Annotated in this window: 22 protein-coding genes and 1 tRNA gene; 13 read left to right on the top strand and 10 right to left on the bottom strand. The window is 66.0% G+C overall.

The window, feature by feature from the left end; genetic code table 11:
- Positions 1 to 98 precede the first annotated feature (98 nt).
- Genes BM175_RS22620 through BM175_RS01540 form a run of 3 tightly spaced genes read right to left on the bottom strand, consistent with a single transcriptional unit; the run spans position 99 to position 2,481 of the window.
- Positions 99 to 635, bottom strand: coding sequence for a TadE/TadG family type IV pilus assembly protein (locus BM175_RS22620; protein ID WP_183193369.1), 537 nt, complete (start codon positions 633 to 635; stop codon positions 99 to 101).
- The gene (locus BM175_RS01545; protein WP_090958318.1) at positions 632 to 1,153 is read right to left on the bottom strand and encodes a TadE/TadG family type IV pilus assembly protein; all 522 of its coding nucleotides are present in this window, start codon (positions 1,151 to 1,153) and stop codon (positions 632 to 634) included. Before BM175_RS01545 ends, BM175_RS22620 begins: the two co-directional genes overlap by 4 nt.
- Positions 1,150 to 2,481 (bottom strand): TadE/TadG family type IV pilus assembly protein, encoded by a 1,332-nt coding sequence (locus tag BM175_RS01540; protein WP_090958317.1) that lies wholly within the window; start codon positions 2,479 to 2,481, stop codon positions 1,150 to 1,152. The genes BM175_RS01545 and BM175_RS01540 overlap by 4 nt, the downstream gene beginning before the upstream one ends.
- A 649-nt stretch (positions 2,482 to 3,130) precedes the next feature.
- Between BM175_RS01540 and BM175_RS01535 the strand changes: the two genes are divergently transcribed.
- A complete protein-coding gene (locus BM175_RS01535; protein WP_090958315.1) occupies positions 3,131 to 3,976 on the top strand; it encodes a TrmH family RNA methyltransferase in 846 nt (281 codons plus the stop codon).
- Here BM175_RS01535 and BM175_RS01530 read toward each other — a convergent pair.
- The gene (locus BM175_RS01530) at positions 3,915 to 4,961 is read right to left on the bottom strand and encodes a hypothetical protein (protein WP_090958314.1); all 1,047 of its coding nucleotides are present in this window, start codon (positions 4,959 to 4,961) and stop codon (positions 3,915 to 3,917) included. The genes BM175_RS01535 and BM175_RS01530 overlap by 62 nt on opposite strands.
- 126 nt (positions 4,962 to 5,087) lie before the next feature.
- The gene (locus BM175_RS01525; protein WP_090958313.1) at positions 5,088 to 5,684 is read right to left on the bottom strand and encodes a DUF1134 domain-containing protein; all 597 of its coding nucleotides are present in this window, start codon (positions 5,682 to 5,684) and stop codon (positions 5,088 to 5,090) included.
- 256 nt (positions 5,685 to 5,940) lie between these two features.
- On the opposite strand from BM175_RS01525, the gene chpT reads away from it, so the two are divergent.
- Together chpT and BM175_RS01515 are read left to right on the top strand one after the other, a co-directional pair.
- Positions 5,941 to 6,633, top strand: coding sequence for a histidine phosphotransferase ChpT (chpT, locus tag BM175_RS01520; RefSeq protein WP_090958311.1), 693 nt, complete (start codon positions 5,941 to 5,943; stop codon positions 6,631 to 6,633).
- 99 nt (positions 6,634 to 6,732) lie between these two features.
- On the top strand, positions 6,733 to 7,125 hold the full coding sequence (locus tag BM175_RS01515; RefSeq protein ID WP_090958309.1) for a PleD family two-component system response regulator: 393 nt from the start codon (positions 6,733 to 6,735) through the stop codon (positions 7,123 to 7,125).
- A 61-nt stretch (positions 7,126 to 7,186) separates the two neighbouring features.
- Here BM175_RS01515 and ctrA read toward each other — a convergent pair whose 3' ends face one another.
- The gene (ctrA, locus tag BM175_RS01510; protein WP_055888342.1) at positions 7,187 to 7,882 is read right to left on the bottom strand and encodes a response regulator transcription factor CtrA; all 696 of its coding nucleotides are present in this window, start codon (positions 7,880 to 7,882) and stop codon (positions 7,187 to 7,189) included.
- A 378-nt stretch (positions 7,883 to 8,260) separates the two neighbouring features.
- On the opposite strand from ctrA, the gene BM175_RS01505 reads away from it, so the two are divergent.
- Positions 8,261 to 8,620 carry a flagellar export protein FliJ gene (locus tag BM175_RS01505; RefSeq protein ID WP_090958307.1) on the top strand — a complete coding sequence of 120 codons (360 nt, stop codon included), beginning with the start codon at positions 8,261 to 8,263 and terminating at the stop codon, positions 8,618 to 8,620.
- 148 nt (positions 8,621 to 8,768) lie between these two features.
- On the opposite strand, the gene sciP is transcribed toward BM175_RS01505, so the two are convergent.
- A complete protein-coding gene (gene sciP, locus BM175_RS01500) occupies positions 8,769 to 9,059 on the bottom strand; it encodes a CtrA inhibitor SciP (protein WP_090958305.1) in 291 nt (96 codons plus the stop codon).
- A 248-nt stretch (positions 9,060 to 9,307) separates the two neighbouring features.
- On the opposite strand from sciP, the gene mnmA reads away from it, so the two are divergent.
- Positions 9,308 to 10,480, top strand: a complete 1,173-nt coding sequence (mnmA, locus tag BM175_RS01495) for a tRNA 2-thiouridine(34) synthase MnmA (RefSeq protein WP_175526724.1) — start codon at positions 9,308 to 9,310, stop codon at positions 10,478 to 10,480.
- A 4-nt stretch (positions 10,481 to 10,484) separates the two neighbouring features.
- On the opposite strand, the gene BM175_RS01490 is transcribed toward mnmA, so the two are convergent.
- The 3 genes from BM175_RS01490 to BM175_RS01480 all read right to left on the bottom strand — a co-directional run bounded on the left by BM175_RS01490 (position 10,485) and on the right by BM175_RS01480 (position 13,620).
- A complete protein-coding gene (locus tag BM175_RS01490; RefSeq protein ID WP_090958303.1) occupies positions 10,485 to 11,438 on the bottom strand; it encodes a Gfo/Idh/MocA family protein in 954 nt (317 codons plus the stop codon).
- Positions 11,439 to 11,509: 71 nt separating this feature from the next.
- Positions 11,510 to 13,435, bottom strand: coding sequence for a putative bifunctional diguanylate cyclase/phosphodiesterase (locus BM175_RS01485; protein ID WP_210185755.1), 1,926 nt, complete (start codon positions 13,433 to 13,435; stop codon positions 11,510 to 11,512).
- Positions 13,436 to 13,543: 108 nt separating this feature from the next.
- A tRNA-Met gene (locus BM175_RS01480) sits at positions 13,544 to 13,620 on the bottom strand.
- 138 nt (positions 13,621 to 13,758) lie between these two features.
- On the opposite strand from BM175_RS01480, the gene BM175_RS01475 reads away from it, so the two are divergent.
- The 8 genes from BM175_RS01475 to BM175_RS01440 all read left to right on the top strand — a co-directional run bounded on the left by BM175_RS01475 (position 13,759) and on the right by BM175_RS01440 (position 24,672).
- Entirely contained in the window at positions 13,759 to 14,334 is a 576-nt protein-coding gene (locus tag BM175_RS01475) for a DNA-3-methyladenine glycosylase (protein ID WP_090958301.1), read from the top strand.
- Positions 14,335 to 14,418: 84 nt separating this feature from the next.
- The gene (locus BM175_RS01470; RefSeq protein ID WP_090958299.1) at positions 14,419 to 15,405 is read left to right on the top strand and encodes a DMT family transporter; all 987 of its coding nucleotides are present in this window, start codon (positions 14,419 to 14,421) and stop codon (positions 15,403 to 15,405) included.
- Between the two features lie 881 nt (positions 15,406 to 16,286).
- The gene (locus BM175_RS01465) at positions 16,287 to 16,745 is read left to right on the top strand and encodes a hypothetical protein (protein ID WP_210185754.1); all 459 of its coding nucleotides are present in this window, start codon (positions 16,287 to 16,289) and stop codon (positions 16,743 to 16,745) included.
- A gap of 51 nt (positions 16,746 to 16,796) precedes the next feature.
- Entirely contained in the window at positions 16,797 to 17,942 is a 1,146-nt protein-coding gene (locus BM175_RS01460) for a CsgG/HfaB family protein (protein WP_090958296.1), read from the top strand.
- A 103-nt stretch (positions 17,943 to 18,045) separates the two neighbouring features.
- On the top strand, positions 18,046 to 21,741 hold the full coding sequence (locus tag BM175_RS01455; protein WP_090958295.1) for a beta strand repeat-containing protein: 3,696 nt from the start codon (positions 18,046 to 18,048) through the stop codon (positions 21,739 to 21,741).
- Between the two features lie 101 nt (positions 21,742 to 21,842).
- Positions 21,843 to 22,457 carry a peptidoglycan-binding domain-containing protein gene (locus BM175_RS01450; RefSeq protein WP_244545839.1) on the top strand — a complete coding sequence of 205 codons (615 nt, stop codon included), beginning with the start codon at positions 21,843 to 21,845 and terminating at the stop codon, positions 22,455 to 22,457.
- A gap of 119 nt (positions 22,458 to 22,576) precedes the next feature.
- A complete protein-coding gene (locus tag BM175_RS01445) occupies positions 22,577 to 23,428 on the top strand; it encodes a DUF2793 domain-containing protein (RefSeq protein ID WP_090958293.1) in 852 nt (283 codons plus the stop codon).
- A 107-nt stretch (positions 23,429 to 23,535) separates the two neighbouring features.
- Positions 23,536 to 24,672: an anhydro-N-acetylmuramic acid kinase gene (locus BM175_RS01440; RefSeq protein WP_090959080.1), complete on the top strand. Its 1,137-nt coding sequence runs from the start codon at positions 23,536 to 23,538 to the stop codon at positions 24,670 to 24,672.
- Positions 24,673 to 24,734: the final 62 nt, after the last annotated feature.

The following is a 24,734-nucleotide window of genomic DNA, read 5'->3' as shown; positions in this document are numbered from 1 at the left end:
CGGCGTTTGCAAAGGCTCGGTCGTTCGGCCGCTTCAATGGCTCAGTCCGCGGACGCCTCGACCTTCTTTCCTAGAGCAGACCAACGTCGGGGCGCCAGTCAGTCGGTCTTGACGACACCAGCCGTGAAGCGTGGCCGATTGGCGACCATATTCTTGTAGACGCCGGAAGACAGGCCGACAGAGGCAGCGATCGGTTGATAAGCGACCGTGGTCTCCAAAACGATCAGCGAGTCGCCTTCCGCGACGATCGGCAGCTTCAACGCGGCAAGATCGGTCTTCTTCAGCGCTGCCAGGGGAGCTCGCGGCCAGGACCAAGCCACGTCCAGCATTCCGTTCGCCATCTTCACGCTGCTGACCCGGAATGTTGTGGCGCCGTGACCCGCGGGCAGCATCACCTGGAACAGGGCGTCGACGGTCTGTAGTTCCGCAGTCGAGACCGTCGTTTTCCGGGATAGAAGGTCGGCGACATTGAAGGACGCCTTTTCCGCCGTCACCGAGTCGGAGAAGGCGATGAAGAAGGTGGTGCATCCCAGGAAAAGCAGGATCAGCACCGGCGCGATCAGGCAGAACTCGATGGCTGAAACACCGCGCTGATCGTCGGAGAAGCTCTTCAGGCGAAAGGATCGATTCGTCATGCCCCGGGCTCGTTCATGAACGTCGATACCGCCGTCTGGTGATAGCCGCCCTTTCCATCCTTCTCGAACTTCAGCACCAACCCCATCAGGGGAACGATCGGGTCGGACACGATGCATGCCCGGACGTACATGATCGATCCTCGCGAACCGGTCGAGAAGTTCGTCGTCGGTTGCACTGTGGCGGCACGGTCGACACATTTGGCCGCCGTCGTCGGCACGTCGGCCGCAAGCTTGATCTCCTTCATCTCGATCAGGATCGTGTGCTCGCAGTCCCTGACGATTAGGGTTCGCGCGCACAGAGCCTTCTTCATGGTGGCATGATCCTTCGGGGCCGACGGATCGCCGACGCGGATCAGGCGGACCGTCTCATCCAGCGCGCGGCTGAGCAAAATCGATCGCGTCATCATCCATCCGCCCTCGAGCGTCGAAAACACGAGGGCCAGAAAGATCGGAACGACCATCGCGAACTCGACCGCCGAACTGCCCTTGATGTCGTGCAGCAGCCCGAGATGCCTCATGGCACCAACCGGATCTTCTGGATGGTCGTCGCGATCGACTGAAAGGTCGTCGCGATGTTCAGGCCGTCGATGTTGTAGGCGTAGGACGGATCGCTCGCGCAATAGGAAAGGGACGGGGCGTCGGCCGCGTTCACCTTAAAGGCGATCGTGAAGATCGTGATACCCTTCGATTTTGCAAGGTCGCAGGCTGACTTGTAGGCTTTCACGGCGGCAGCGGCTGAGTAGATTTCGCGCGAGCAACCGGAACAGCTGATGTTTCCCGAGACTTCGTTGTCCGTTGTTTTGGCGGGACGGGGTTGAAAACCGACCGCGCCGTCGGTGAAGAGGACCAGGATCTTGCGCGTCTGCGAGTCGCTGAAGGCAGCCGGCCGGGAATCGAACGCGGCCGGGATCGCAAGCGAGCCCTTCCTTCGGAGAGAAGAGAAGATGGGCTGCATCGCGGGATCGAGGAGCAGCGTGCCCCACTTGAGGGCATAGGCAGTTCCCGTGCCGTCATAGGGCTCCAGCGCCGCCGCCCGTGACTTCAGCAGTGTGGCGTCGTTGGTGATGTATGTGACCTGCTGATTGCCTTCAGGACACCACCAGGGTCTGCGATCGCTTCTGTTCCAGTTGTAGAAGGTGAAACGTGGGTACTGATCCGACAGCGGGAACGCCTGTATGCCGCTCGAGAACTCCAGCGAACTGGTCTCGAAGCAGGAGGAGTAGCTGTGCCGCCGATGGTAGAGCGGTCCGGCGAGCGCATCGAAAACCGACGCGCCGATATTCACACCACCCGCGAACGGGATGATGCTCATGGACGTATAGTCCTTGGTGTCCGGTCGGATCAGCGCATCGACGAAGTTCGCGGCGGCGGGACGAAGCTGCGTCATTCCGGTGTTGTCGACCATCGACCCGGAAATATCGAGGATCAGGGAAATCTCGATATTACGACGCTCGTCCTGCGCGGAGGACTTCGCCGACACCGAAAGGGCCTTGATGTTTCCCAGCTTGAGAAATGTCGTCGGCTCGCTGAGCGAAACGCTGGCCTCGATCTTGCGGAAGTTGGTCTTCTTGTTCTCCTTGATCGTCAGGTCGTACGCCGCGCTGGTTGGGATCTGCGCAAGATAGCTTCGAATGAGTTTCTCGGGATCCTGCGTCTGCGTCAGAGAGGCAGCCGCGAGGACGCCGCGATCGAGCGTGTCCTGAACCGCCACTCGCAACCGCTCGTGTCGGGCGAAGTCGATGGCGCCGCCCGCCATCAACGTCATCGGTATCATCAGGAGAGCGGTCATCACGGGGATGCTGCCGCTGCGATCCCTCAAGAGGCGTTTCACGAACCCGTACAGCACCGCGCGACTTCCTCACCGACCGGTTCCGCGTTCGCCGCGTGTCGGCCATGAGAAAGCTATACAGAGCGAACGTTTAACGGTTCGGAAAGCGGGATATCCGACCGATCGGGACGGGCGGCTGACGTCCTGCGATTGGAAGGTGGAAGTGGCGGGTATGATCGTGAGCGTGATTTGCGGGCTCGATTGACTGTCTCGAGGAGCACACCGCTTCTTCTCCCCAGCGATCAAGCAGGCGGCGGATAGGGTCGAGCGCGTTCAAAGCGAAGCCGTGCGAGATTTCATAACCACCTCGAGTTACAAACTGCCGAGCGCGGGGCAGATTTGTTCGAGCGTCTCCCGTTGCGGCGGCCGTTGGTTTTGGACCACCGCGGATCTCAAGCCGTCGTTGACGCGCCTCGTCGTCGGCATCGAGAGTGCTGGCAAGTCGGGAGTCTGGATCGGCGGTGAGATCTCGGAGTGGGCGCGGATGCCCTCGGGCACTCTACTCCGAGTATGTTCGCATCGCCTGAAGTGGTTCGATTTCGCTCGGGCATCCCGGATTTGACGCGCTTGAGCTTCAATCGGGAAACATGACCCCTTCCGTTCCAAGGAACACTCCGACACGACGCGTTGTCGTTTGCCTGTGCGACGGCGTCACAGAGGAACAGAAATGACTTCGATCGAACCATTGTCGGGCTCGTCATCGATCATCGACATTCTGGATCCAGCCGACGACAGGATCGCCGCGTTTCGCGACGTGCGCGAGCGCGACCTGACGCGCAGCGGGCAGTTCATCGCCGAAGGGGCGGTGGTCCTCGACCAGATCCTCGCTTCGCGCCGGTTCCGACCCGTCAGCCTGCTGGTGCTGCGTGAGAGGCTCGATGGGTTGTCCGCGCGGCTGTCCGCGTTGCCGGCGTATGTACCGATCTATCGAGCGGAGCGGGAGGTGTTCGACCGGATCGCGGGCTTTCCCGTCCATCGAGGGGTTATGGCGCTCGCAGAGCCCGTGCTGGCGTCGGGCGAGGCGGACGTCGAGGCGGCCCTCGAAGCCACGCTGGAGTCGCGAGGCAATATCGTCGTCGCCTGCGGTCTGTCGAACCACGACAACATGGGCGCGATCTTCCGCAACGCCGCAGCATTCGGTGCGGGCGCCGTGATTCTCGACGAGCGAGCCTGCGACCCGCTTTACCGCAAGGCGATCCGGGTTTCGGTCGGAACCGTGTTCACCGTGCCGTTCGTGCGCTGGGGCAGCGCGGCCGAGATCGCGGAACGCCTGTCGTCGATGGGCTACGAGTGCCTTGCGCTCACGCCGAACGCTGCGGATGCGCTGCGCGACATCCGTGACATTCGGCCCCGCGCCCTGTTTCTCGGCGCGGAAGGGGATGGGCTGGAAGATTCGGTGATGAGCCGCTGCCGCCCGGTGCGCATCGAGATGGCGCCGGGACTCGACAGCCTTAACGTCGCGACTTCCGCCGCGCTCGTCCTGCACCATTTGGCTTTCCCGGCGCGGTCGTGACCGTCGCCCCCGGGGTGACCGCGACGCTGGTTTCCGTCGCCGAGGAGGCTTCGCTGGCCTGAAGGCTGCGCACGCGGTCAGCGAGGAACGGCTCGCCGCCGCCCTGTGGCTGCGGCGCCTCGGCGATGAAGCGCGCAAGCTGCGAGTCGGACCCTTCGACCTTGATCCGTTCGTGAATGACGCGCGCCGCAATGTCGCCGATGCGCTCGCGAATTTCCGCGTGGTCAGCCGGCGCGGCCGCGGGTCTTGCGGCTCCCGTGCGCGCGATCGCAGCCCGAAGTCGGCTGCTTCCGGTCGGGCCCGTGGCCGCCGGCGGAGCCGGAGCGAGGGGGGCAGGGGCGCCCTCGGGCTTTCCTGCCGCGAGCGGCTGCAGCGTCGGCCGCAGCGCGGGCGCCGTCGCGGCGGGAGGGCTTGCGGCAGCCGTTGGCGGCGAGGCAAGAGCGGCAGCGAGCTCGGCAACCCGCGCTTCGGCGGTCGCCAGCTGGAACCGTTGCGCGTCGAAGCGCTCGCTGAGGCTTGCGTGCTTGGCGGAAAGGCCGGCCAGTTCGCCCTCGCGGCGTTCGAGGCGTGCCCGCAGATCCTGGCGCGTCGCCAGAAGCGCGTCGCGTTCCTGCGTCAGCATGCCGATCTGGTCTTCGAGATGGCGGATGCGGCCGCTGCTCGTGGCGATCTCGCGGTCGAGTTCCGCCTGCCGCGAAAGAAGCTGGCCGTTTTCGAGGATGGCACGACCGGCCTCGGCGCGCTCGCGGACCACCGTCTCCTGCGCGGCGCGATGCCGTATCGCCTCCTGGCCGAGATCGAAGGCCGCCCTGGCGCGCGCAGCGTCGATCTCGGCGCGCATTTCGCGGACGGACGCCGGGATATTGGCCTCGAATTCGCGCCGCGCAAGGCGCTGGGCGTTGCTCCACAGGATCGGCGCGAAGACGAGGGCCAGGAAGCTGGCGACCAAGGCGCCGAGCGCGAAGACGAGCGCGGTTGCGATCATGAAACGTTCGACCTCGTGCCTGGCGGATGCCGTAGGTCGACATAGGCCAGAAAGGCGACCGGACGACGGCCGCATCGAACTGTCATACGTCAATCCGACCCGGCCTGCCTAGCGCGGCGTTCCCGGTCAGAACGGGTTCCAGGTCGCGCTCGGGGTCAGCTTGAGATAGCCGACATTGACGCCGAGGCGGGCGCCGACGCCTGTGCGGATCGGCACCAGCGTGATCGCGTCGCGCTGCAGGAATGTCATGCCGACACCGCCGACCAGATAGGCGCTGCCGCTCATGCCGACGAAGCGGCCGTAGACGCCTTCCACCGAGGGCAGGTTGTAGACGAGCATCATGGTGCGCGCCCCGTCGCCGCCGGCGTCGAAGCCGATCGACGGGCCCTGCCAGAAGATGCGGTGCTCGCCGGCGTTCTTGGTGAAGAGTGTTCCTTCGCCAAAGCGCAGGCCGCCGATGAAGGCGCCGGAGCCTTCCTCGCCGAGGATGTAGCCGTTGGGCAGGCCGCGCTCCTGGAAGGCGCGCTCGATCACCGTGGCGAGGCCGCCGGCCGTGGCGCCGAAGAAGCGGTGCCCCTCGCCGACGATCTCTTCCATCGTGTAGCCGCCGCTCTGCGCTTGGGCGCTCGCGGGCAGGGTGGAGAGGCCGATCGACGCCGGCAGCGCCACGGCGGCCATGGCGGCGAGGGCGAGGCGGCGGACCAGCCGGGTCGTGCGGTTCATCGCGGGAATCCTTCCGGAGGCTGTGACGATCCGGGCGCCCCGACGGGCGACCGGACGAAGGTCTCGTCCACAGCTTGCGCGATGCATGGTTTCCGCTTCCCTAACGCCGGGGCCTGCCGCACGGGCAGGTGTCGTCGGGATGCCACAGGCGGCGGAAAGGGTGCCGGCAGCCCGGCTTTGCCTCGCCGCACGGGCGACCGCGTGATAGGGCGATTGTGTCCGATTTTCATCGAATGTTAACCAAGGCGGAACGCCGATGACGAACCTGCCCGCATTGTCCGCGCCGGATCTGGCGGCCCTCCTGGCCAGCCGCCTCTGCCACGACATCATCTCCCCGGTCGGGGCGATCCAGAGCGGGCTCGAACTTCTCGACGACATGCCGGACGATCCGGAATCGATGGCGCTGGTGCGCTCATCCACCAAGAGCGCGGTGGCCAAGCTCCAGTTCGCGCGGATCGCCTATGGCGCGTCGGGCTCCTCGACGGCGCAGATCGACATGGGCGACGCCAGGACCGTCGCCGAGGGCTGGATGGCGTTTGAGAAGGCCAACCTGCAGTGGTCGGGCGAGCGCGCCTACGTCCCGAAGAACATCGCCAAGCTGGTGCTCAACCTTCTCGTCGTTGCCAACGCATCCGTGCCGCGCGGGCGCGAGGTCGAGGTGGTGATTGAGCAGCTCGAGCCGGTGGCGCGCTTCACGATCACCTCGCGCGGCAAGCCGCTGCGCGTGCCGGCGAAGTTCCGCGAGCTTCTGGCCGGCGAGGCGACACCCGAATCGATCGATGCCCACGGCATCCAGCCCTATTACGCGCTGCTTCTGGCGCGCGAGGCAAAGCTTGCCGTCACGCTGGAGCAGACCGACGAAGAGGCCGTGTTCCGCGTGGCGCCGATCGCCGAGGCCGCCGAGCCCGCCGACGCGGATGAAACGGTTGCAATCGACGGATCGCGTTGACGATCCGTTCGCCGTTCTCGTGAACCCGTCCGAAAAGATCGGCTGCTAAGGTCCGTCCCGAACGCCGGTCTTCGCCGGCGGCAAGCCGGAGCCGATCGCATGTCCGTCTGCCTCGTCATCGACGAATCCAGCATCGTCGCCAAGGTCGCCGCACGCATCCTGACGGGCATCGATCTCAAGACGATCGGCGCCGAGAGCTTGGCCGCCGGTGCCCGCCTGCTGGCCGAGCCAAGTGCGGCTGCGCCGGTCCTCGTGCTGGTCTCGGCCTCGCTTCCCAACACGACGGTAGACGCGTCGGTACGCGCGCTCCGGGCCGATCCGAAGACGGCCAAGGCCAAGATTCTCGTTTCGCTGGTGGAATCGAACCTCGGCACCATGACCCGCGCCAAGCGGGCAGGGGCCGACGGCTTCATCTTCCGACCCTTCGATCGCGCCTCGCTTCTCGACTGGGTCGCGCCCTTCGTCGCGGTTGCCGAGCCGGCCGCGGCCTGAGCATGAAAAAGCCCGCCGTTCCGAAGGGAAGGGCGGGCTCTGGTCAATGAAGGCCGCTGGTTCAGGCGGCGCGGGTGTCGGATTCCGGCTCGCGCAGGACGTAGCCGCGGCCCCAGACGGTCTCGATGTAGTTCTTGCCCTCGGTGGCGGTCGCCAGCTTCTTGCGCAGCTTGCAGATGAAGACGTCGATGATCTTCAACTCGGGCTCGTCCATGCCGCCGTAGAGGTGGTTCAGGAACATTTCCTTCGTGAGCGTCGTGCCCTTGCGAAGCGAAAGCAGCTCCAGCATGGCGTATTCCTTGCCTGTCAGGTGCACGCGCTGGCTGTTCACCTCGACCGTCTTGGCGTCGAGGTTCACGGTCAGGTCGCCGGTCACGATGACCGACTGGGCGTGGCCCTTGGAGCGGCGCACGATGGCGTGGATGCGGGCGACCAGCTCGTCCTTGTGGAAGGGCTTGGTCATGTAGTCGTCGGCGCCGAAGCCGAGGCCGCGCACCTTGTCCTCGATGCCCGCCATGCCCGACAGGATCAGGATCGGCGTCTTGACCTTGGCGAGACGCAGCGTGCGCAGCACCTCGTAGCCCGACATGTCGGGCAGGTTCAGGTCGAGAAGGATGATGTCGTAGTCGTAGAGCTTGCCGAGATCGACACCCTCTTCGCCGAGATCCGTCGTGTAGACGTTGAAGCTCTCGGACTTCAGCATGAGTTCGATGCTTTGCGCGATCGCGCTGTCATCCTCAATCAAAAGAACGCGCATCAGTTAAATCCTCTGCATCAGCCCGGCCGGGGCGGGGGGACCGACAAGGTTGGAGTTCGTCTTAGAGCTGAGAGCCATCGTGCCAGTGAATGGTTAACAATGCCTTCCGCTCGAATCCTTTGTTCAACCGAGTCTTTCGATCTGTGTCCGTATCGCGGCGAAGATGTGTGGGATCCCATTTGGAAAGCACGTCGCATCCTCGCTTCGACTTGAACCTGATCGGTTTACCCTGCCTTAAATGATCCATGGCTATGATTAACGGCGCGCGTAAACAGACGGTTAAGGTGTAGCCGCCGAGGCTTGCCTGAAGCCGCACGAGCGTCGCGAAACGGGGGTTCATGTCGAGAATCCCTATGGAACACAGGAGATGAGGGCGTCATGGCCAAACGTGACAACCTGGTTCGGCTGGCGCGCTTCAAGGTGGCCGAGAAGCGCCGTCAGGCAGACCAGCTGCAGATGATGCTGAACGAGTTCGAGCGTATGGCCGGCGAGCTCGACGCCCAGATCGCGAGCGAGGAGAAGAAGTCCGGCATCACGGACCTCAACCATTTCGCTTACCCGACCTTCGCCAAGGCCGCGCGCACCCGCCGCGACAACCTGACGAATTCGGCCGGCGACCTGCGCATCCAGATGAACGCCGCGCGCATCGCGCTCGAGGAGGCCGAGGCGGAACTCGTCAACGCCGAGAAGCTCGAGCAGCGCGATGCCGGGGAGGACCGGCGCACCGCCGTCGCCTGACGATCCCCGCCGCACACGATTCTCGACGAAGGCCCGGCCGCTTCTGGCGACCGGGCCTTTTTCGTGCGGGGCACGAGCTATCCCCGCGGCATGAAAAAGGGCCGGCGCCCTGCGGCCCGGCCCTTCGATTCCCTCGCGTGCCGATCGATCAGTGCAGATCGATCTTCTTGCGATATTCCTGGATCTGCGTCGTGCGCAGCCCGGCCAGGCCGTGGCTGTCGATCGACGCCTGCCACGACAGGAATTCTTCCACGGTCAGCGTGTAGCGCGAGCAAGCCTCGTCGAGGCTGAGGAGCCCACCGCGCACCGCCGCGACCACTTCCGCCTTGCGGCGGATCACCCAGCGCCTCGTATTGGAGGGCGGGAGGTCGGCGATCGTCAGCGGACTCCCATCGGGGCCAATGACGTATTTCACTCTTGGTCTAACCTGATCGGTCATTGAACTCTCTACACTACGCAAAGACCTAATCGCCACGTTCAAGCTAGACCGGCGGCTCTAAACATTCCGCTAAGCCCTTATTAGCAATTCGATAACAGGTTGAATCAAGCTTCAGGCCCACCCAGATGGAATTGTGGTCTCGCGGTGCCGAGAACGCGAATGCGATCCGATGGTTGGCACGTTCCGGCAGGCTGAGTAAAAGAAGCGCTTACCTGCCGGCCCGGCCGGCGCATGAGAGTTTGCCTGCCATGCTGAACAGTCTCGACCTGCCGAAGGCGCCCGCCGAGACGCGCGTCGTGGTCGCCATGTCGGGCGGCGTCGATTCGTCGGTCACCGCTGCGATTCTCAAGGAGGAGGGCTACGACGTCGTCGGAATCACCCTGCAGCTCTACGACGGCGGCGCGACGCCCAAGCGCGCCGGCGCCTGCTGCGCGGGCCAGGACATCGCCGACGCGCGCCGGACGTCCGAAATCCTCGGCATTCCGCACTACGTCCTCGACTACGAGCAGCGGTTCCGCGAGGCGGTGATCGATCCCTTCGCCGCGAGCTATCTCGCGGGCGAGACGCCGATTCCCTGCGTCGCGTGCAACCAGACGGTGAAGTTCCGCGATCTCCTGGCCACCGCGCGCGAGCTCGGCGCCGACGCGCTGGCCACCGGGCACTACATCCTGTCGCGTCCGAACGGCGATCATCGCAGCCTCTATCGGCCGGCCGATCTCGACCGCGACCAGAGCTACTTCCTCTACGGCACGACGCAGGAGCAGGTGGATTTCCTGCGCTTTCCGCTCGGGCACCTGACGAAGCCCGAGACGCGCGAGATCGCGGCGCGCTTCGGGCTCGGCGTCGCCTCGAAGCCCGACAGCCAGGACATCTGCTTCGTCGCCAATGGTCGCTACAGCGACGTGATCTCGCGCCTGCGCCCGGATGCCGGCGAGCCGGGCGAGATCGTGCATGTCGACGGGCGGCCGCTCGGGCGGCATCAGGGCATCGTCCATTTCACGATCGGCCAGCGGCGCGGCCTCGGCATCGCGTCGGGTGAGCCGCTCTATGTCGTCGGCATCGATGCGCGCGCGGCGCGCGTGGTCGTCGGGCCCCGCTCTGCGCTCGAGACCCGGCGGCTGACGCTGCGCTCGGTCAACTGGCTCGGCACGGCGCCGATGCCGGCGGGCGATGAGGAGAGCATGGACCTCTTCGTGCGCATCCGCTCGACCCGCCCACCAGCGCCCGCGCGGCTTTCGCGCGGCGCCGACGGGGCGCCGGTGGTCGAATTGCTGGCCGGGGAAGACGGCGTCTCGCCCGGCCAGGCCTGCGTCTTCTATGCCGGCGAAGGGGAGGGCGCGCAGGTGCTCGGCGGCGGCGTGATCGCGCGCACCGAGCGGGCTGCGCTGTCGGACGACGGCTCGCAGAGCCTCGTCGCCTGACGCCTTACGCGCCCGAGCGCGGCGAGGCCGTTTCCAGGATGCGCACCGTCTCCACCGCCTCGTCCGCGCCGGTACGCGGCGGCTGGCGCGTGGTGACGCACTCGAGGAAGTGACGCAGTTCCCGGTCGAGCGGCAGGCCGGGCTCGGTCTCGATGTATTCCGGGTCGGCGGACTGGAAGGCGAACGCCCGGCCGTCGCGCCAGACGCGGTGACCGTAGAAGGCGAGCTTCTGTCCCTCGGGAGCGAGATCGTCGAAGCACAGCATGCCTTCGGTTCCGATCGCCGTGAAGCGACGGTCGCGGAAGGGCGAGACACGCGAAACGTGGATTTCCGCTCCGACGCCCGATGGAAAGCTGAGGGCGATGTCGGCGACGTCGGTCTCGTCGCTGAGCACGGTGCGCCGCAGCGTCTCGATCGAGGCGGGATGTTCGCCCGCGATCCGCAGCACCAGCGACAGGTCGTGCGGGGCGAGGTCCCACACCGCGTCCATGCCGAGGAAGCGACCGAGGCCGAGGCGCGTCGAGATGATGTGCCGGAGCGTGCCGATGCGGCCTTCGGCGACCGCGGCCTCCAGACGCTCGAAGACGGGATGGAAGCGCAGGACATGGCCTACCATCAGGATACGGCCGGCATCCGCCGCGGCTTTCGCGGTGGCCGCCGCATCGATCGCGTCGAGCCCGATCGGCTTCTCGATCAGGACATCCTTCCCGGCAGCGAAGGCGCGACGCGCGGTCGGCCCGTGCAGCGAGGGCGGCAGCGCGAGCACCAGCGCGTCGATCGCCGTATCGGCAAGGAGCGCCTCGAGCGAGACCGCCGGCACGGCGAAACGCTCGGCGAGCGCTGCGGCGCGTGTGGGATCGGCGTCGGAAAGGGCGGCGAGCGCGCCGATCTCCTTCAACGTGCGGACGTGATTCTGACCCCAATGGCCACAGCCGATGACGGCAACGCGCGGTGTCATGAAAGCTCCATCCGCAACCTCGTTGGCGCGTTGCCTAGCCTCGGCGACAAGGCTTCGCAAGCCGCGAGGGGTCAGGCGGCGGCAAAGGCGCGAGGCGTTTCCATCCAGGTGCAGAGGTCGGCGGCGGGCATCGGCCGCGCGATCAGATAGCCCTGCAGCGCGTCGCATCCGGCCTCGCGCAGGAACGCCATCTGCTCTTCGGTCTCCACGCCCTCGGCCACGCATTGCAGGTCCAGCGAGCGGCACATGGCGATCACGGCGCCGAGAAGATCGCGCCGGGCGAGGGCCTTGTCGCCGCTGACGAAGCTGCGGTCGATCTTCACACGGCGGATCGGCAGTTCGCGGAGATAGCTGAGGCTGGCGTGGCCGGTGCCGAAATCGTCGATCGCCACCTGGGCACCCAGCGCGCTGAGTGCGCCGAGCGCCTCGCGGGCCGCCTCGAAGTCCCGCAGCATCGCCGTTTCCGTCAGTTCGAAGACGATGCGCGAGGGTGCGACCCCCGAGTTCCGCAGGGCGGAGATGATCGACAGGATCGTGCCTGGCGATGTCAGGTCGTGGGCCGAGAGATTGAAACAGACCGCGACCGTATCCGGCAGGTCCGCCGCCGCCGCGAGCGCCTTGTCGAACAGTTTGACGGTGAGGCGGTGGACGATGCCCGTGCGCTCCGCGACCGGCACGAAGACGGCGGGGCTGATCGTGCCGAGCGTCGGCGACGTCCAGCGCGCCAGGACCTCGACGGCGGAAAGCGCGTGGCTCTGTGAGTTCACCACCGGCTGAAGATGGATCGTCAGCTCACGATCAAGATCGGCGGCCTGCAGGGCGGCCTCGATCGCCCGGTCCGATCGGACGGCGGCCTCGTGCGCCTCGGAATAAAGGGTCGGCAGGCCACGCCGCGAGTTCTTGGACGTGTAGAGGGCGTAGTCCGCCCGTTCGTAGAGCGCCGAAGCGTCGACCTTGACGCCCACCACTGTGGCGATGCCGCAGGAAGCGCCGATGGAGATGGTGACGCCATCGGTCACGTAGGGTTCGGCGAGGCGCTCGCAGACGCCGGACATCATCCCGATCGCCGTCTCGCCATCGGCCTCGACGATGAACGCGAACTCGTCGCCCCCGAGCCGCGCCACGATTCCCTTGTCTTCGAATTCCTCTGCCAGCCTCACGCCGACCTGTGCCAGGATCTGGTCGCCGACGAGATGGCCGTAGGTGTCGTTGGCGGCCTTGAACCGGTCGAGGTCGATCACGCCGAGCGAGAGGGCAGGGCTCGACGGATCGCGACCGGTCATGTGCTGCCGCAGATCCGAGAAGAACAGCCGCCGGTTCGGAAGGCCCGTGAGGAGGTCGGTGTGCGCGAGGATCGTCACCTCGCGGTTCAGCCGGGCCGTCTCGCTCTGCGATTGAACGAGCTTGGAGAAGGCCGAGAACCCGTTCATCAGCACCCGCATGACGACGAGCGTCACAAGGAGGATGTTCAGCGCGATCGCGATGTAGACCGTGCTCCTCGAAGCCAGGAGGTAGAACAGGAGGTAGGGGATGGTCGTGAAGGTCGCGACGAGAACGGCCCCCTGCGGCAGGTGGCTGAGGCAGAAGATGCATCCGATCACGGTGATGCCGACGAACATGGCGACATGCGCCCGCTCATCCGCCCCGCCGAATTGCGTCAGGCGCAGCGACCAGAGGATGTAGGCGACCGACAGGAGGCAGCCGAGCACGGCGGTTCGGCGAAGGAGGCGGATGATGTCGGCGTGTTCGAAGGCCTTCACGTCGTAGCGCAGCCATGCAACCCCTCGCAGCGCGCCGAAGAGGGCGAGCGAGCCGGGCGCGAGGACCGACATCCAGAACGGCGCCTTGCCGTAGTGCGTGTAGCCGAGCGCCAGCGCATTGACGCTGAGAAGCGCATAGAGGAGCGGCACCTGCGAGCGCAGTTCCTCGAACTGCTTTGCGGCCATCTCGGAACCGACCGACGAAAGGGTCAGCCAGCGCATCGTGTTCTTGAGCATAGACCGCCCGATATCGTCCAATGTCATGAGGACGTTACGCGGCAGGTCTTGAGATTGCGTAGCTGCAACCAGGGCCACTCGCGGCGCAGAGAGGCGTATCGGAAGGTTTGGTAGCAGTGGGCAGATTTGAACTGCCGACCTCCGGGTTATGAATCCGGCGCTCTCACCAACTGAGCTACACTGCCAAGGCGGAAGGATCGGTCTCGACCACATCCGAAGCGCCCGCCGTTGTCGTGCGGCGAGTTGAGGGCGATATACGGACGCTCGGGCGGCGCTGTCAAGACGGAACGGATGCGCCCCGGAGCTTTCGCCACAAGGGGACCATGCCGCCACGATCCGACGAATTCTTCGCACAGGATGCCGTTTCGCTGGCGGCCGCGCTGATCGGCTGCGAACTCTATCTCGACGGGGTGGGCGGGCGCATCGTCGAGACTGAAGCCTACCGCGCCGGCGATGCCGCATCGCATTCGTTCCGCGGCGAGACCTTGCGCAACCGCGCCATGTTCGGTCCGATCGGCCGGGCCTATGTCTACCGTTCCTACGGGCTGCACTGGTGCCTCAACATCGTCTGCGATGGCACGGAGCCCGGCAGCGCCGTGCTGCTGAGGGCGCTCGAGCCGCTGGCCGGGCTGGATGCCATGGGTCGAAGGCGCGGCCTCGATGAGCCGAGGCTTCTGTGCGCCGGCCCCGGCCGGCTGACCCAGGCGCTCGGCATCGACGCCGGCCATGATGGCCTGGCGATCGACGAGCCGCCCTTTCTCTTCCGCCAGGCCGCGGCGCCGGGGCCCGTTGGTGTCGGGCCGAGGATCGGCATCACCAAGGCGATCGACGAGCCGTGGCGCTTCGGCTTGGCCGGCTCGCGCTATCTCAGTCGTCCGCTACGAAACGTGTCCGGCTGACGGGGCCTTCGCGATGGACGCTGCGCACGAGGGGCTGTAACCCAGCCTTGTCCACCTGCCGGCCTTCATCAACTGCGAGTCTCCATGTCGTCGCCTGCCAGCGCCTCACACTCCCGCACGGCAGCCCTTTGGGGCGTCGGCTTCATGCTGCTCGGCTGCTTCATGTTCTCGGTGAACGATGCGATGGGCAAGTGGCTGGTCGGCACCTATTCGGTGGGGCAGGTGCTGATGCTGCGCAGCGTCTCGGCGCTCGTGATCCTGATCCCGTTCATCCGCCGCGTCGATGTCCGCAGCGTCGTGCGTCCGGCGCGGCCGGGCCTGCATCTCCTGCGCGCTGCCGGATCGGCGATGGAAACGGGCTTCTTCTACTGGGCGCTGAGCTACCTGCCGCTCGCCAACGTCATGACCTTCTACCTCGCCGGGCCGATCTACGTGACCGCTCTCTCCGCGCTGATCCTGAAGGAGCGGGTCGGCTGGGTGCGCTGGAGCGCGGTGTTGGTCGGCTTCGGAGGCGTGCTGATCGCGCTGGGGCCGGACCTTGCGAGCGCCGGCTGGCCGGCGCTGATCGCGGTCGCGGGCAGCTTCTGCTACGCGCTCCTGATGATCTCGACGCGGATCCTTGCAGGAGCCGGCGAGACCACGCTGATCACCTGGCAGACGGTGATGGCGCTCGTGTTCGGAGCGATCCTCGCGCCGATGCACTGGGTCACGCCGTCCGCCTTCGACCTCGGGTTCCTGTTCCTGCTCGGCATCGTGGCGATGGCCGCGCATTCGGCCGTGAACCGCTCGCTGACGCTGGCGCCTGCCTCGACCGTGGTTCCCTACCAGTACTCGCTGATCGTCTGGGCGCTGCTCTTCGGCGTCGTGATCTTCGACGAGACACCGCGCATCTCGATGCTGATCGGTGCGGCGGTGATCACCGCGTCCGGCGTCTTCATCTTCCTGCGCGAGCAGCGCCTGAAGCCGGACATGACCGCGCAGGGCGCCGCCGGCATGGTCGGCGCGCCGGACGACATCCAGATCCCGCCGCGCGGCAAGTCTCAGGCTGATGTCGATACTCACGTCCTTTAGGCCGTTCGCGCCCTGAACAAACGCCCTCGCCGATCTGAAGCGTCACACTGCGGGCCGGGTCGTGGTCCGTAACTTCGAGCCGAATAAAACGGATGACCGCTGAAGCCAGGGGGCACCGGAGAGGGTCGCAGTCGTCGAGGGCGGCCTCAGACATCGGTCGATAGGCTGCAGACACCCCGGGAATGAGCAGTCAAACGCAGTCAAACTGCATGCCCTCGTGACGGTATCATTCGTTGGATGTCGAGGCACGGCAGACCTCCAAACAAACGGTCCTGTCTCAATCCAATCGGCCCCATTTCGGGCCGATCTCGTCTGGGCAGCATCACTTGTGAAGCGGCGATTGCCGACCTCTTTGCCGGCTCTCGGATCTCGCGGGCCGCGAGACCAGAGCCGTTCGTGTTCCCCAACGGCAACACCCGCGATGATCACCGAGGATTAGTGCGGCCTGATTGCACTTATAAGTTGCAATTCGTCGATAGGTTGTGGCCTATGGCGTGGACGCTGAGCTCGGCTGACGTCGCTAACGTTCCCCGGAACGCGCGGAAGACCGACGAGCATCATCGTTCGTAGAAGCAGGCCCGTACGCCCCGAATGGTTTTCGAATTCGGATGTACGGCACGAGCAGTCAGAACAAGAGCTTTCTTTCGCCCGCCTGCAATGGCGCGGGATCGATGTCTGGCGCTCATCTATCTGATCGGTACCGATTATGGAGCATCCCGATGTCCGTAGAACTTACAAAAATGTTGGATGTTCCAAGGGGTCGGCAGATAATTCTGGTAGCTCACCTTTTTGTCATCATAGCGACCCCCTCGATGGCGAAAGGCTACGGTGAGAGCGGTCCCTGGCAGTTTCGGACGAGCGCTGACCGAGCGAACCTCTCGGTGAACCTCGATCTGATTGAAAGAAAACGGGGCGGATACTTCGACAGCTTCAATCCGAACACGAACGTCTACAGCACGACGAATATCGACCGCCAGTTCAATTGCCAGGTTTCGTCGAGTGCAACGGGCAATGCCGCCGATAACGGTCAGTCCGCCCGATCCTCGTCTCCCGATACCCGAAACGAGGCTGGGATCTCCTCGGGCGCTACCGGCAACGCGGCTTCGAACACGGGCGGCGTGCCGGGAAGCACCCTCAATAATGGCCAGCAGAATTCGGGAAGTCAGACCTCGGGCGTTGCCAACTCGGCGGTCGGGGCCGGCGGCGGGGTGATCGCGGCGAACGGCGGGCGCACATGGCAGGCCCTCAACAATCAGCAGGCCAATGGTGGCAATCAGCAGGCGAGCGTTGCGGGGAGCGAAGCCTGCTCCTTCGGTGGCGCCGGCGGCGCACTGAACTGAAACGGCAGGGAATTGGTCTCGCGCGCTGTGCCGGCACCACGAGGGAAACGAATGATTTCGGGTAAGTTCAGGTTTGCGGCTCTCGTCTCTGCCGCACTGACGTTGTCGAACTGCGCGAGCGTACAGCACGAGCAGATCGCGCCGGGGGAGGCGCCAGTCGTCGTTGGCCCAGCCGTACGATCCAACGTCACGCCATACAATGAAGCGCTGGCGTGTCTGGGCGATGAAATCCGCTCGTCGAGCCGACGAAAGCTTGGTGTCGCCGTTGGAGACATCAAGGATTACACCGGCAAGTACAACCAGAACGAGGGCGCCGCGATCACGCAGGGCGGCGCGTTGATGGTGTATTCGGCCATCGGCAAGATGAATGACGCAGTGACGCTCCACGAGCGGTTCGACACGCGCGTCGCCGAAGCCGAGTTGATCTATCTCGATCGTCGCCAGCTCGGCGATGGACAGCAGTATCCCCTCGGGCCGAATGGAGCTCTCGTACCCTACAAACCCTATTTCGGCGGCTCGATCCGGGCCTCCGACTACTTCATCATCGGCGGCATCACCGAGCTGAACTACAACATCAGTTCCGGCGGGGTGGAAGCCAACGTCAACCTGGTCGGGCCGAAGGCGCGGGTCTACACGCTCAACATCGCCGTCGATCTGCGGATCGTCTCCACGGAAACGCTTGTGGTGAGCCACACAGTGTCGATGTCCAAGCAGATTACGGGTTACGAGGTCGGGTTCGGTATCTTCCGCTTCTTCGGCAGCGACCTCTTTGACATCAATCTCGGGGCTAAGAACCAGGAGCCGCTTCAGTTCGGCGTGCGAACCACGCTCGAGGCGGCGACGATCGAACTCCTCGCCCGGACCACGAACGTTTCGCCCTATGCCTGCCTCGAGACCGGCCCGAAAGACGATCTGCGGATTGTCTCCAAGACGCCGCCGACGCCGAGGCTTCCCCCTCCGGTCCGCCGAGCCGCCGTTTCGTCCGGCGTGACGCGGACGACCGGCACGCTGCCGCCGCCGCAGGCGGCGCGGCCCGCCGTGACGCTGGCGTCTCCGACCGCTGCCGCGACGGGGCCTGCAGCGGCCCTTTCAGGTCCCAGCACACAGGCCGCTCTCGCCCGTGAGAGCCTGCTCGAAACACCCGGCGCCCCGGCGCAGGTGCGGCCGACGACGCCCGGCGTCTTCGGTCAGTACTGAACACGAAGCTTCGCATGCGGCGAGGTGGGCGCCGACAGGAAACCCCACTGCAACAGGAGCCGAACGCATCGCTGGAAAGCGAGCGGAGGAGACGGAGACTGAGATGACGACCAACAACAATCATCGTCGGCTGAAGCTGCTCGGCGCGTCCAGCGTGGTGGCGATCGGAGCGACCGTCGGCCTGGCCCACGCCGCCACCATCAGCTTGCCGTCGGCGCTCGCCACGGTCGGGCAGGTCGGCTCGGGGACGCAGCTGATCGTCAACGCCCAGACGCTCGTCGGCGCCGCGCTCAGCGCGTCCTACGCGCCCGGAACGCCGGTCACGGGAAGCAATCCGCTTCTGACCGGGACCACGATCGGCATCGAGACGCCGGTCGGCACCGGGATCGGCAGCACGCAGCCGGGCGGCAACCTGCTCGTCGACAGCAACAGCACGGTCGCGACGGCCACCGGCAACTCTGGCGTCTCGACGATCCAGTCGTCGCTCGCCAACAACGCCTTCAATGCCGTGGCGGACGGTCTCGCGGTCGGCTCCAGCCAGTCGCTGCAGGCCGGCGCGATCTCGGCCAGCGTCGCATCGGCGCAGGTCGGTGCCGGGCTCGGGGGCGGAAGCCTTCCCCCGGTTGCGTCGAACGCCGTGACCAACAACGAGATCGGCGCCTTTGCCAACGGCAACGTGTCGGCAAATGCCATCGCGGGCATCGCCCCGGTCGGACCCGCCGTGGCGGGAACGATCAACGCCACCGGCGGCTCGCTCCTGGCTTCGGCCAACGCCGTGGTCGCCAACGGCCAGGCTGCCGTCGTCGCCAGCCCGATGACATCCACGGTCAGCAACAGCCGGATCGCCGTTCGTCCCACCTCGCTGGCCGGCACCACGTCGTCGACCGCCGTTACCGACAACTCGATCGAGGCGGCCTCGCAGGTCAATTCGACGCAGAACTTCATCCGCTTCAATCCGACCGTGACGGTCGCGGCGGTCACCGGCACCATTCCGCTGACGCAGACCGGAGCCACGGTGCTGAACGGCAACGCGGCCGTCGTCAACGACCAGTCCGCCTCGGGGACCGCAGCTGTCCGGGCCACCGTTGCAGACTCCGACGTGGTGCTCGACCGGGCTGGCAACAACGTTGCCGGCGCAGTGACGAATTCGAGCAATCGCATCGCGGCGGAGGCCGGGGTCAACCGGTCCGAACTCAACGGCATCCGCATCGACGGGCTCGACGTGCGGTCCGCGACGCTCGTGCCGTCGGCGGTCTCGACGAACGGAGTGGTGTCCGTTGCCACGGGCGCTGATCTGGCGGTCGTGAACAACCAGAACGCCGTCTCCGCCGCCCCCGTGACCGCAACCCTCAACCAGACCAACGTTCAAACCTTCGGGGGCGCCGTCACCGGTTCGCTCACCTCGAGCGACAATACGCTCGGCGCCTTTGCGAGCGGAAACGAGGCTGCCGCCAACACGATCGTTATCGAAGGTCGCACGGTCGACGCGAACGCCGCCGTCCTCAACAATCAGCGGAATCTCGCCAACACCTTCGCGGACGCGACCTACCCCGACGTAACGATCGATGTCGGCAGCGTCACCAACGGCGCCGTGACCGCCACCGGAAACCAGCTGATCGCCTCGGCAGGAGGCAACACGGCGGCCAATTCGATCGCGGTTTCGAACGCGTTCGATATCGAGGCGAACGGACGCGGCGTCGCAGCCCTTGGTCCGGTCGGATCCTCGTTCCTGACCTCGAGCTACGGCATTCTGTCGTCGCAGGCGAACGCCGGCAGCGCGACCTCGTCCTTCGACGACACCGACATCGAAACGTCCCTCAACGGTGCCGTCACCGGCAGCTCGATTGCCAACTCCGACAATCGCGTCGCTTCGCTGGCGACCGGAAACGCGGCGACCAACAGCCTGGCGGTCGACACGTTCCGCTTCGGCTCCGGCAGCAATGTCGGCCAGGGGTTCAACGCCAACCAAGCCGTCTCGGCCGGCCTCGGCGTCCTGTCCGAACAGGTCAACTTCGGCGCGATCACGGCGAACGGCAATCAGGACGATAGCTCGGCCTTCATCGACGCTTTCGGTGCCGTCACCAACTCCGACTTGGCCGTTCAGGGCAACGTCTATGACGTGGCCGCCACCGGAAACCGGACGGACTCGCTCGTCTTCGGCGGCGTGAACGATGCCGGGAACGCGGTGGAAGGGCAGGCCTTCGGCTTCGACGGAACCATGGCGCTGCGCGCCGAACAGGCCAACGCGGGCGCGGTGGCCGCGAACTACGCCAACAGTAGCGCTCATATCGTGGCCGGCGGCGCCGTCTCCGGCGGATCGCTCGCGGTGGACGGAAACCTGCTCACCGCCTCGGCGACGGGCAATGCGGCCAGCAATCGCGTCTTCCTCGATACGTTCAGTTTGGGAACGCAAGGGATCGTTCAACCGGTACAGGCGGGCGTCCAGAATGCACTCGGACTGGTTCTGGCCGGTTCGAACGCCGACCTCACGGCGGTTGCGGTGCAGTCGTCCGGTAATACGGTCACATCCAACGTGAACTTCGTCAGCGCGTACATCACCGCGCCGGCGGCCATCACGGGCAGCGACATCAGCCTGTCCGGCAACCAGATCGGCGGCGCGGCCCGGGGCAACACCGCGACCAACGTCGTCGCGGTCTCGGGTCCGAACGATGCGCCGGCGCAACGGGTCAACGGAACGGCAGCCGTTCTCAGCAACCAGACGAAAACCGGAGCTGTGACGAGCACCGTCTCGAATGTCAGCGTCACGGCGCCTCTCGGCTCGGCGTCTCTGTCCTCGGTCGATCTCAGCAACAACGCGCTGACGTCGCTGGCGATCGGCAACACGGCCGCCAATGCCGTGCAGATCGATGCGTTCGGCCTTGCGGGCAATGGTGCGGCAGTGGCGGGGCTGGATTCGGTGGTGCCGGGTCTCCCGCTGACCACCGCCAGCTTTGCCGCCGTGAACTCGCAGAGCGCGACCGGTTCGGTGACGTCGTCGCTGACCAATGCGACGGTGGCGTTGTCGGAAGGGACCGGCGCGAATTCGAACTTCGCGATCACGGGCAACGATCTGACCTCGACCGCCATCTCGAACTCGGCGTCGAACAGCGTCTCGCTGGCCGCGCAGGGAACGCTGGGTCTGGCCAACGCTTCGATCCTGAACTCACAGAACGCGACCGGCGGTTCGAGCTCTTCGGTCACCGGAGCCGCAGTGGCCGCGCTCTACGGCAATGCCGCGAACAACAGCGGCGAGGTCGGCGGCAACGCCGTGACCGCTTTGTCCGGCGGCAACAGCGCCAACAACGCCCTGAACGTCGCGTCCTTCAACTCGACGGGCACGGGCCTCATCAGCTCGGCGTCGAGCGCCGGGACCACCAGCTCTCCGCTGGCGATCACGAGCGTGCAGGGCAACAGCGGCGCGCATCTTGCCACGGTGACCAACGCCACGGTGGGGATCACGAGCCTGAACGGCGGCGCGGGTTCGCTCGGCTCGCAGCGGGTCGGCGGCAATTCGATCGGCGCGGTGGGCGTTGCGAACGAGGCGGTCAACCGCATCGCGCTCAACTCCGGCAGCGGTCGTTCCTACGGCGGCGCGGCGATCAACAACGTGCAGACCAATCTGGCGGGCGGCAACGTTACGTCGGCGGTCACGGGCGCGCAGATCGGGATCAACTCGCAGTTCGGCTCGGGCCTGTCGGCTGCGGTTACGGGCAACCGGATCTCGGCTTCGGCAACGGGTAACAGCGCGATCAACTCGATCGGCGGCAATGTCGGGTCCTTCTACGGCTCCGCGCGCTGATCGGCCGGAAGCCGCCGCGTGAACGGCGGTTTCCTCTCTACAACCCTGGGAGGAGGCTTCGCGGTCTCCTCCCGACGCCGTTTTCAACCAAAACCCGATTGGTGAACCTCATGCGCCCCTTCGGCTCGTTTCTCTATTCCTGCCTGACGCTCCTAGCCGTCAATACGGCAGAGGCCGCCACCTCGACCAACGAATTCTCCGTGCGCGGGCTCGGCGCGCAGTCGTGCGAAGCGCTCGCGAAAGCCTATGATGATGAGGCGCAACGACCGGCCGTCGTCGCCGTTCTCGGAAGTTGGGTCGCAGGCTATATCAGCCATGCGAACCGCACCACGCCCGGGGCATTCGAGGTCATGCCGATCTCGGACAATCAGACGCTAGCCCATCTCGTCGTGAGCGTCTGCCGGGACAATCCGACGAGTCTGGTCGAAAGTTCGACCGCCGGGCTCGTGGACCGGATGAAATCAGGCATCCAGACCATGAGTTCGCAGCTCAGCGAAATCGGTGAAGGAGACAAGCGAGTCACCATCCGCACCGAGACGCTGAAGGCGGTTCAGGCGCAACTCAAACAGGATGGTTTCTTGACGGGAGCAGCGGATGGCGCCTTCGGCCCGGCGACTGCAAAGGCTCTGGCGGCGTTTCAGACCGCACGAAAGCTACCAACGTCTGGCGTGCCTGATGCGGCAACCCTGGTCACGCTGTTTCTCGGCAAGGAATGATTACAGACCGAGGTTGAGACTGCCAAGACGGGGAGGGTCGGGAACATTATCAGCGCCCGACTTATCCCATCGCGCCTGATCGACCTCAAGGATGCTGGCTCCCAACAAGGAGCCCTCCCATGTCCACCTCTCCCCGTCTTTCCCTTCCGCTGCTGATGCCTCAGCAGGCGCAGCGGCATCTGACCCTCAACGACGCCTTCCGGCTTCTCGACGTGCTGGTCCAGACGGCGGTCGTCAGCGACAGTCTCGCCGTCGAACCGGAGGACGCAGGGGAAGGCGATCTCTTCATCCTGCCTTCCGGCGCGACGGGCGCGCGCTGGGGCGTGATGCAACCCGGCGCGCTGGCGATGGTCGAGAACGGCGCGTTCGTCGAGATGCAACCGGTGCCCGGGCAGATCGCCTATGTTGCCGACCGGCGCGCACTCGTGCTGTTCGACGGGGAGGCGTGGGGCGCCGGCCCGTTCGCAGCGAGCGAGATCGACCGCCTCGGCATCAACGCTTTGCCAACGGACGCGAACCGCCTGACCGTCGCAGCCGACGCCGAGCTTCTCACCTTCGACGCCCGCACGCCCGGGTCGGGCGACGCCCGGAAGGTCATCAACCGGCAGGGGGCCGGCCGTGTGGCCTCCGTCCTGTTCCAGACCGGCTTTTCGGGACGCGCCGAGATCGGCCTTCTCGGCGATGAGCGGTTCTCGATCCGCCTGTCCACCGACGGCGCGAGCTTCACACCCATCCTGACGGCGCGCGCAGCCGACGGGTTTCTGTCGGTGGCGCACGATTCCGAGCCGGTCTGCGCGCTCGACGTGGGTGGCGCGGTGCGCGTCGCAACCTATCTGAAGGCGGCGCTTCCCTCAGCGGAAGCCGGCGCCGGACAGATCATCCTGGTGTCGGATGCGGCTGGTGGAGCGGTGCTCGCCTTCAGCGACGGAGCCGCGTGGCGGCGGGTGACGGATCGCGCCATCGTGACCTGACCGGCGCGATCGGGGATGGCCCGTCAGCTTGGCGCCGGGCAAGGCATGCCACAGCCTTGCTTGGCGGCGTCCGAGTCGCGGACGGCCAGACTTTGGAGACGAATGCGATGTCGATGTGGGCGATCGGGTTGATGACCGGGACGGTGCTCGACGGCAATGTCGACATCGCCATGCTCTGCACGGACGGCGAGACCATCCACGAGTTCGGGCCGACGTTGCTGGCCCCTTACCCCAAGGACATCCGTCCTCTTCTGAAGGAAACGCTGGCGGCCGCCGCCCGCTGGAACTTCGAGGGCCCGGAGCCCGCGATCTTCGATACGGCGGAAGAGGCGCTGACGGCGGCGCAGTCGGATGCGGTGGCTGCCTTCCTCGAGGACGAGGGACTTCCGTCCGTCGATTGCGGTGTCGTCGGCTTTCACGGGCAGACGGTGCTGCATCGGGCGGCGACGCCCGAGCGCCCCGGCGACACGAGGCAACTCGGCGACGGCGACGAGATGGCGCGTCGGCTCGGCATTCCCGTCGTGTTCGATTTCCGCAGCCGCGACGTGGCCTTCGGCGGGCAGGGCGCTCCGCTGGCGCCGATCTACCACAAGGCCCTTCTCGCGCGGATCGGCGCGGGCGAGGAGACGGCCTTCCTCAACCTCGGGGGCGTCGCCAACATCACCTGGATCTCGGCCGACGGCGAGATGCACGCCTTCGACACGGGTCCCGCCAACGCGCCGCTCAACGACTGGGTGCAGGCCCGCGCCCGGCAGGACATGGACCGCGACGGCCTGATCGCCGCCGCAGGCCATGTCGACGAGGAGCGGTTGGCAAAGCTTCTCGACCATCCGTACCTTGCGGAGCCCTATCCGAAATCCCTCGACCGCAACGACTTCGCCGCGCGCATGGCCGACGGCCTGTCGCTGGAGGACGGCGCGGCGCTCCTGACCGCCTTCACGGCCGGGGCGATCGGCAAGGCGCTGGACCTCCTGCCGAAGCGCCCGACGCGGCTCGTGGTGGGCGGCGGCGGGCGGCGCAATCCGGTCCTGATGCGCGAGATTGCCAGGCGCACCGGTGCCGAGACGGTGGATGCCGACGCGCTGGGCCTCCGGGGCGATGCGATCGAGGCGGAGTGTTTCGCCTTTCTCGCTGTCCGCGTCCTGCGCGGCCTTCCGATCAGCTTCCCCTCGACGACCGGCGCACCCGAACCGCTGACCGGTGGTCGAATCGCGCGCCCGATCGGTCAGCCCGCGACGGCCTGACGCGCGAAAAAGCACAGTCCCCTTCCTTTCCTCGCATCCAACACGCTCCACCTGCGTTCCGA

The organism is Aureimonas phyllosphaerae, from assembly GCF_900113065.1.
GTDB lineage: Bacteria > Pseudomonadota > Alphaproteobacteria > Rhizobiales > Rhizobiaceae > Aureimonas > Aureimonas phyllosphaerae.
This window is presented reverse-complemented; position numbering and strand designations above follow the sequence as displayed.

Bases quoted from the DNA above. Each gene is read 5' to 3' on its own strand.
- BM175_RS01470 (WP_090958299.1), top strand. From the start codon at position 14,419: ATGTCGTCGCCTGCCAGCGCCTCACACTCCCGCACGGCAGCCCTTTGG.
- chpT (WP_090958311.1), top strand. From the start codon at position 5,941: ATGACGAACCTGCCCGCATTGTCCGCGCCGGATCTGGCGGCCCTCCTG.
- BM175_RS01515 (WP_090958309.1), top strand. From the start codon at position 6,733: ATGTCCGTCTGCCTCGTCATCGACGAATCCAGCATCGTCGCCAAGGTC.
- ctrA (WP_055888342.1), bottom strand. From the start codon at position 7,882: ATGCGCGTTCTTTTGATTGAGGATGACAGCGCGATCGCGCAAAGCATC.
- BM175_RS01445 (WP_090958293.1), top strand. From the start codon at position 22,577: ATGTCCACCTCTCCCCGTCTTTCCCTTCCGCTGCTGATGCCTCAGCAG.
- BM175_RS01440 (WP_090959080.1), top strand. From the start codon at position 23,536: ATGTCGATGTGGGCGATCGGGTTGATGACCGGGACGGTGCTCGACGGC.
- BM175_RS22620 (WP_183193369.1), bottom strand. From the start codon at position 635: ATGACGAATCGATCCTTTCGCCTGAAGAGCTTCTCCGACGATCAGCGC.
- BM175_RS01505 (WP_090958307.1), top strand. From the start codon at position 8,261: ATGGCCAAACGTGACAACCTGGTTCGGCTGGCGCGCTTCAAGGTGGCC.
- mnmA (WP_175526724.1), top strand. From the start codon at position 9,308: ATGCTGAACAGTCTCGACCTGCCGAAGGCGCCCGCCGAGACGCGCGTC.
- BM175_RS01530 (WP_090958314.1), bottom strand. From the start codon at position 4,961: ATGATCGCAACCGCGCTCGTCTTCGCGCTCGGCGCCTTGGTCGCCAGC.
- BM175_RS01460 (WP_090958296.1), top strand. From the start codon at position 16,797: ATGATTTCGGGTAAGTTCAGGTTTGCGGCTCTCGTCTCTGCCGCACTG.
- BM175_RS01545 (WP_090958318.1), bottom strand. From the start codon at position 1,153: ATGAGGCATCTCGGGCTGCTGCACGACATCAAGGGCAGTTCGGCGGTC.
- BM175_RS01525 (WP_090958313.1), bottom strand. From the start codon at position 5,684: ATGAACCGCACGACCCGGCTGGTCCGCCGCCTCGCCCTCGCCGCCATG.
- BM175_RS01475 (WP_090958301.1), top strand. From the start codon at position 13,759: ATGCCGCCACGATCCGACGAATTCTTCGCACAGGATGCCGTTTCGCTG.
- BM175_RS01485 (WP_210185755.1), bottom strand. From the start codon at position 13,435: ATGCTCAAGAACACGATGCGCTGGCTGACCCTTTCGTCGGTCGGTTCC.
- sciP (WP_090958305.1), bottom strand. From the start codon at position 9,059: ATGACCGATCAGGTTAGACCAAGAGTGAAATACGTCATTGGCCCCGAT.
- BM175_RS01535 (WP_090958315.1), top strand. From the start codon at position 3,131: ATGACTTCGATCGAACCATTGTCGGGCTCGTCATCGATCATCGACATT.
- BM175_RS01490 (WP_090958303.1), bottom strand. From the start codon at position 11,438: ATGACACCGCGCGTTGCCGTCATCGGCTGTGGCCATTGGGGTCAGAAT.
- BM175_RS01455 (WP_090958295.1), top strand. From the start codon at position 18,046: ATGACGACCAACAACAATCATCGTCGGCTGAAGCTGCTCGGCGCGTCC.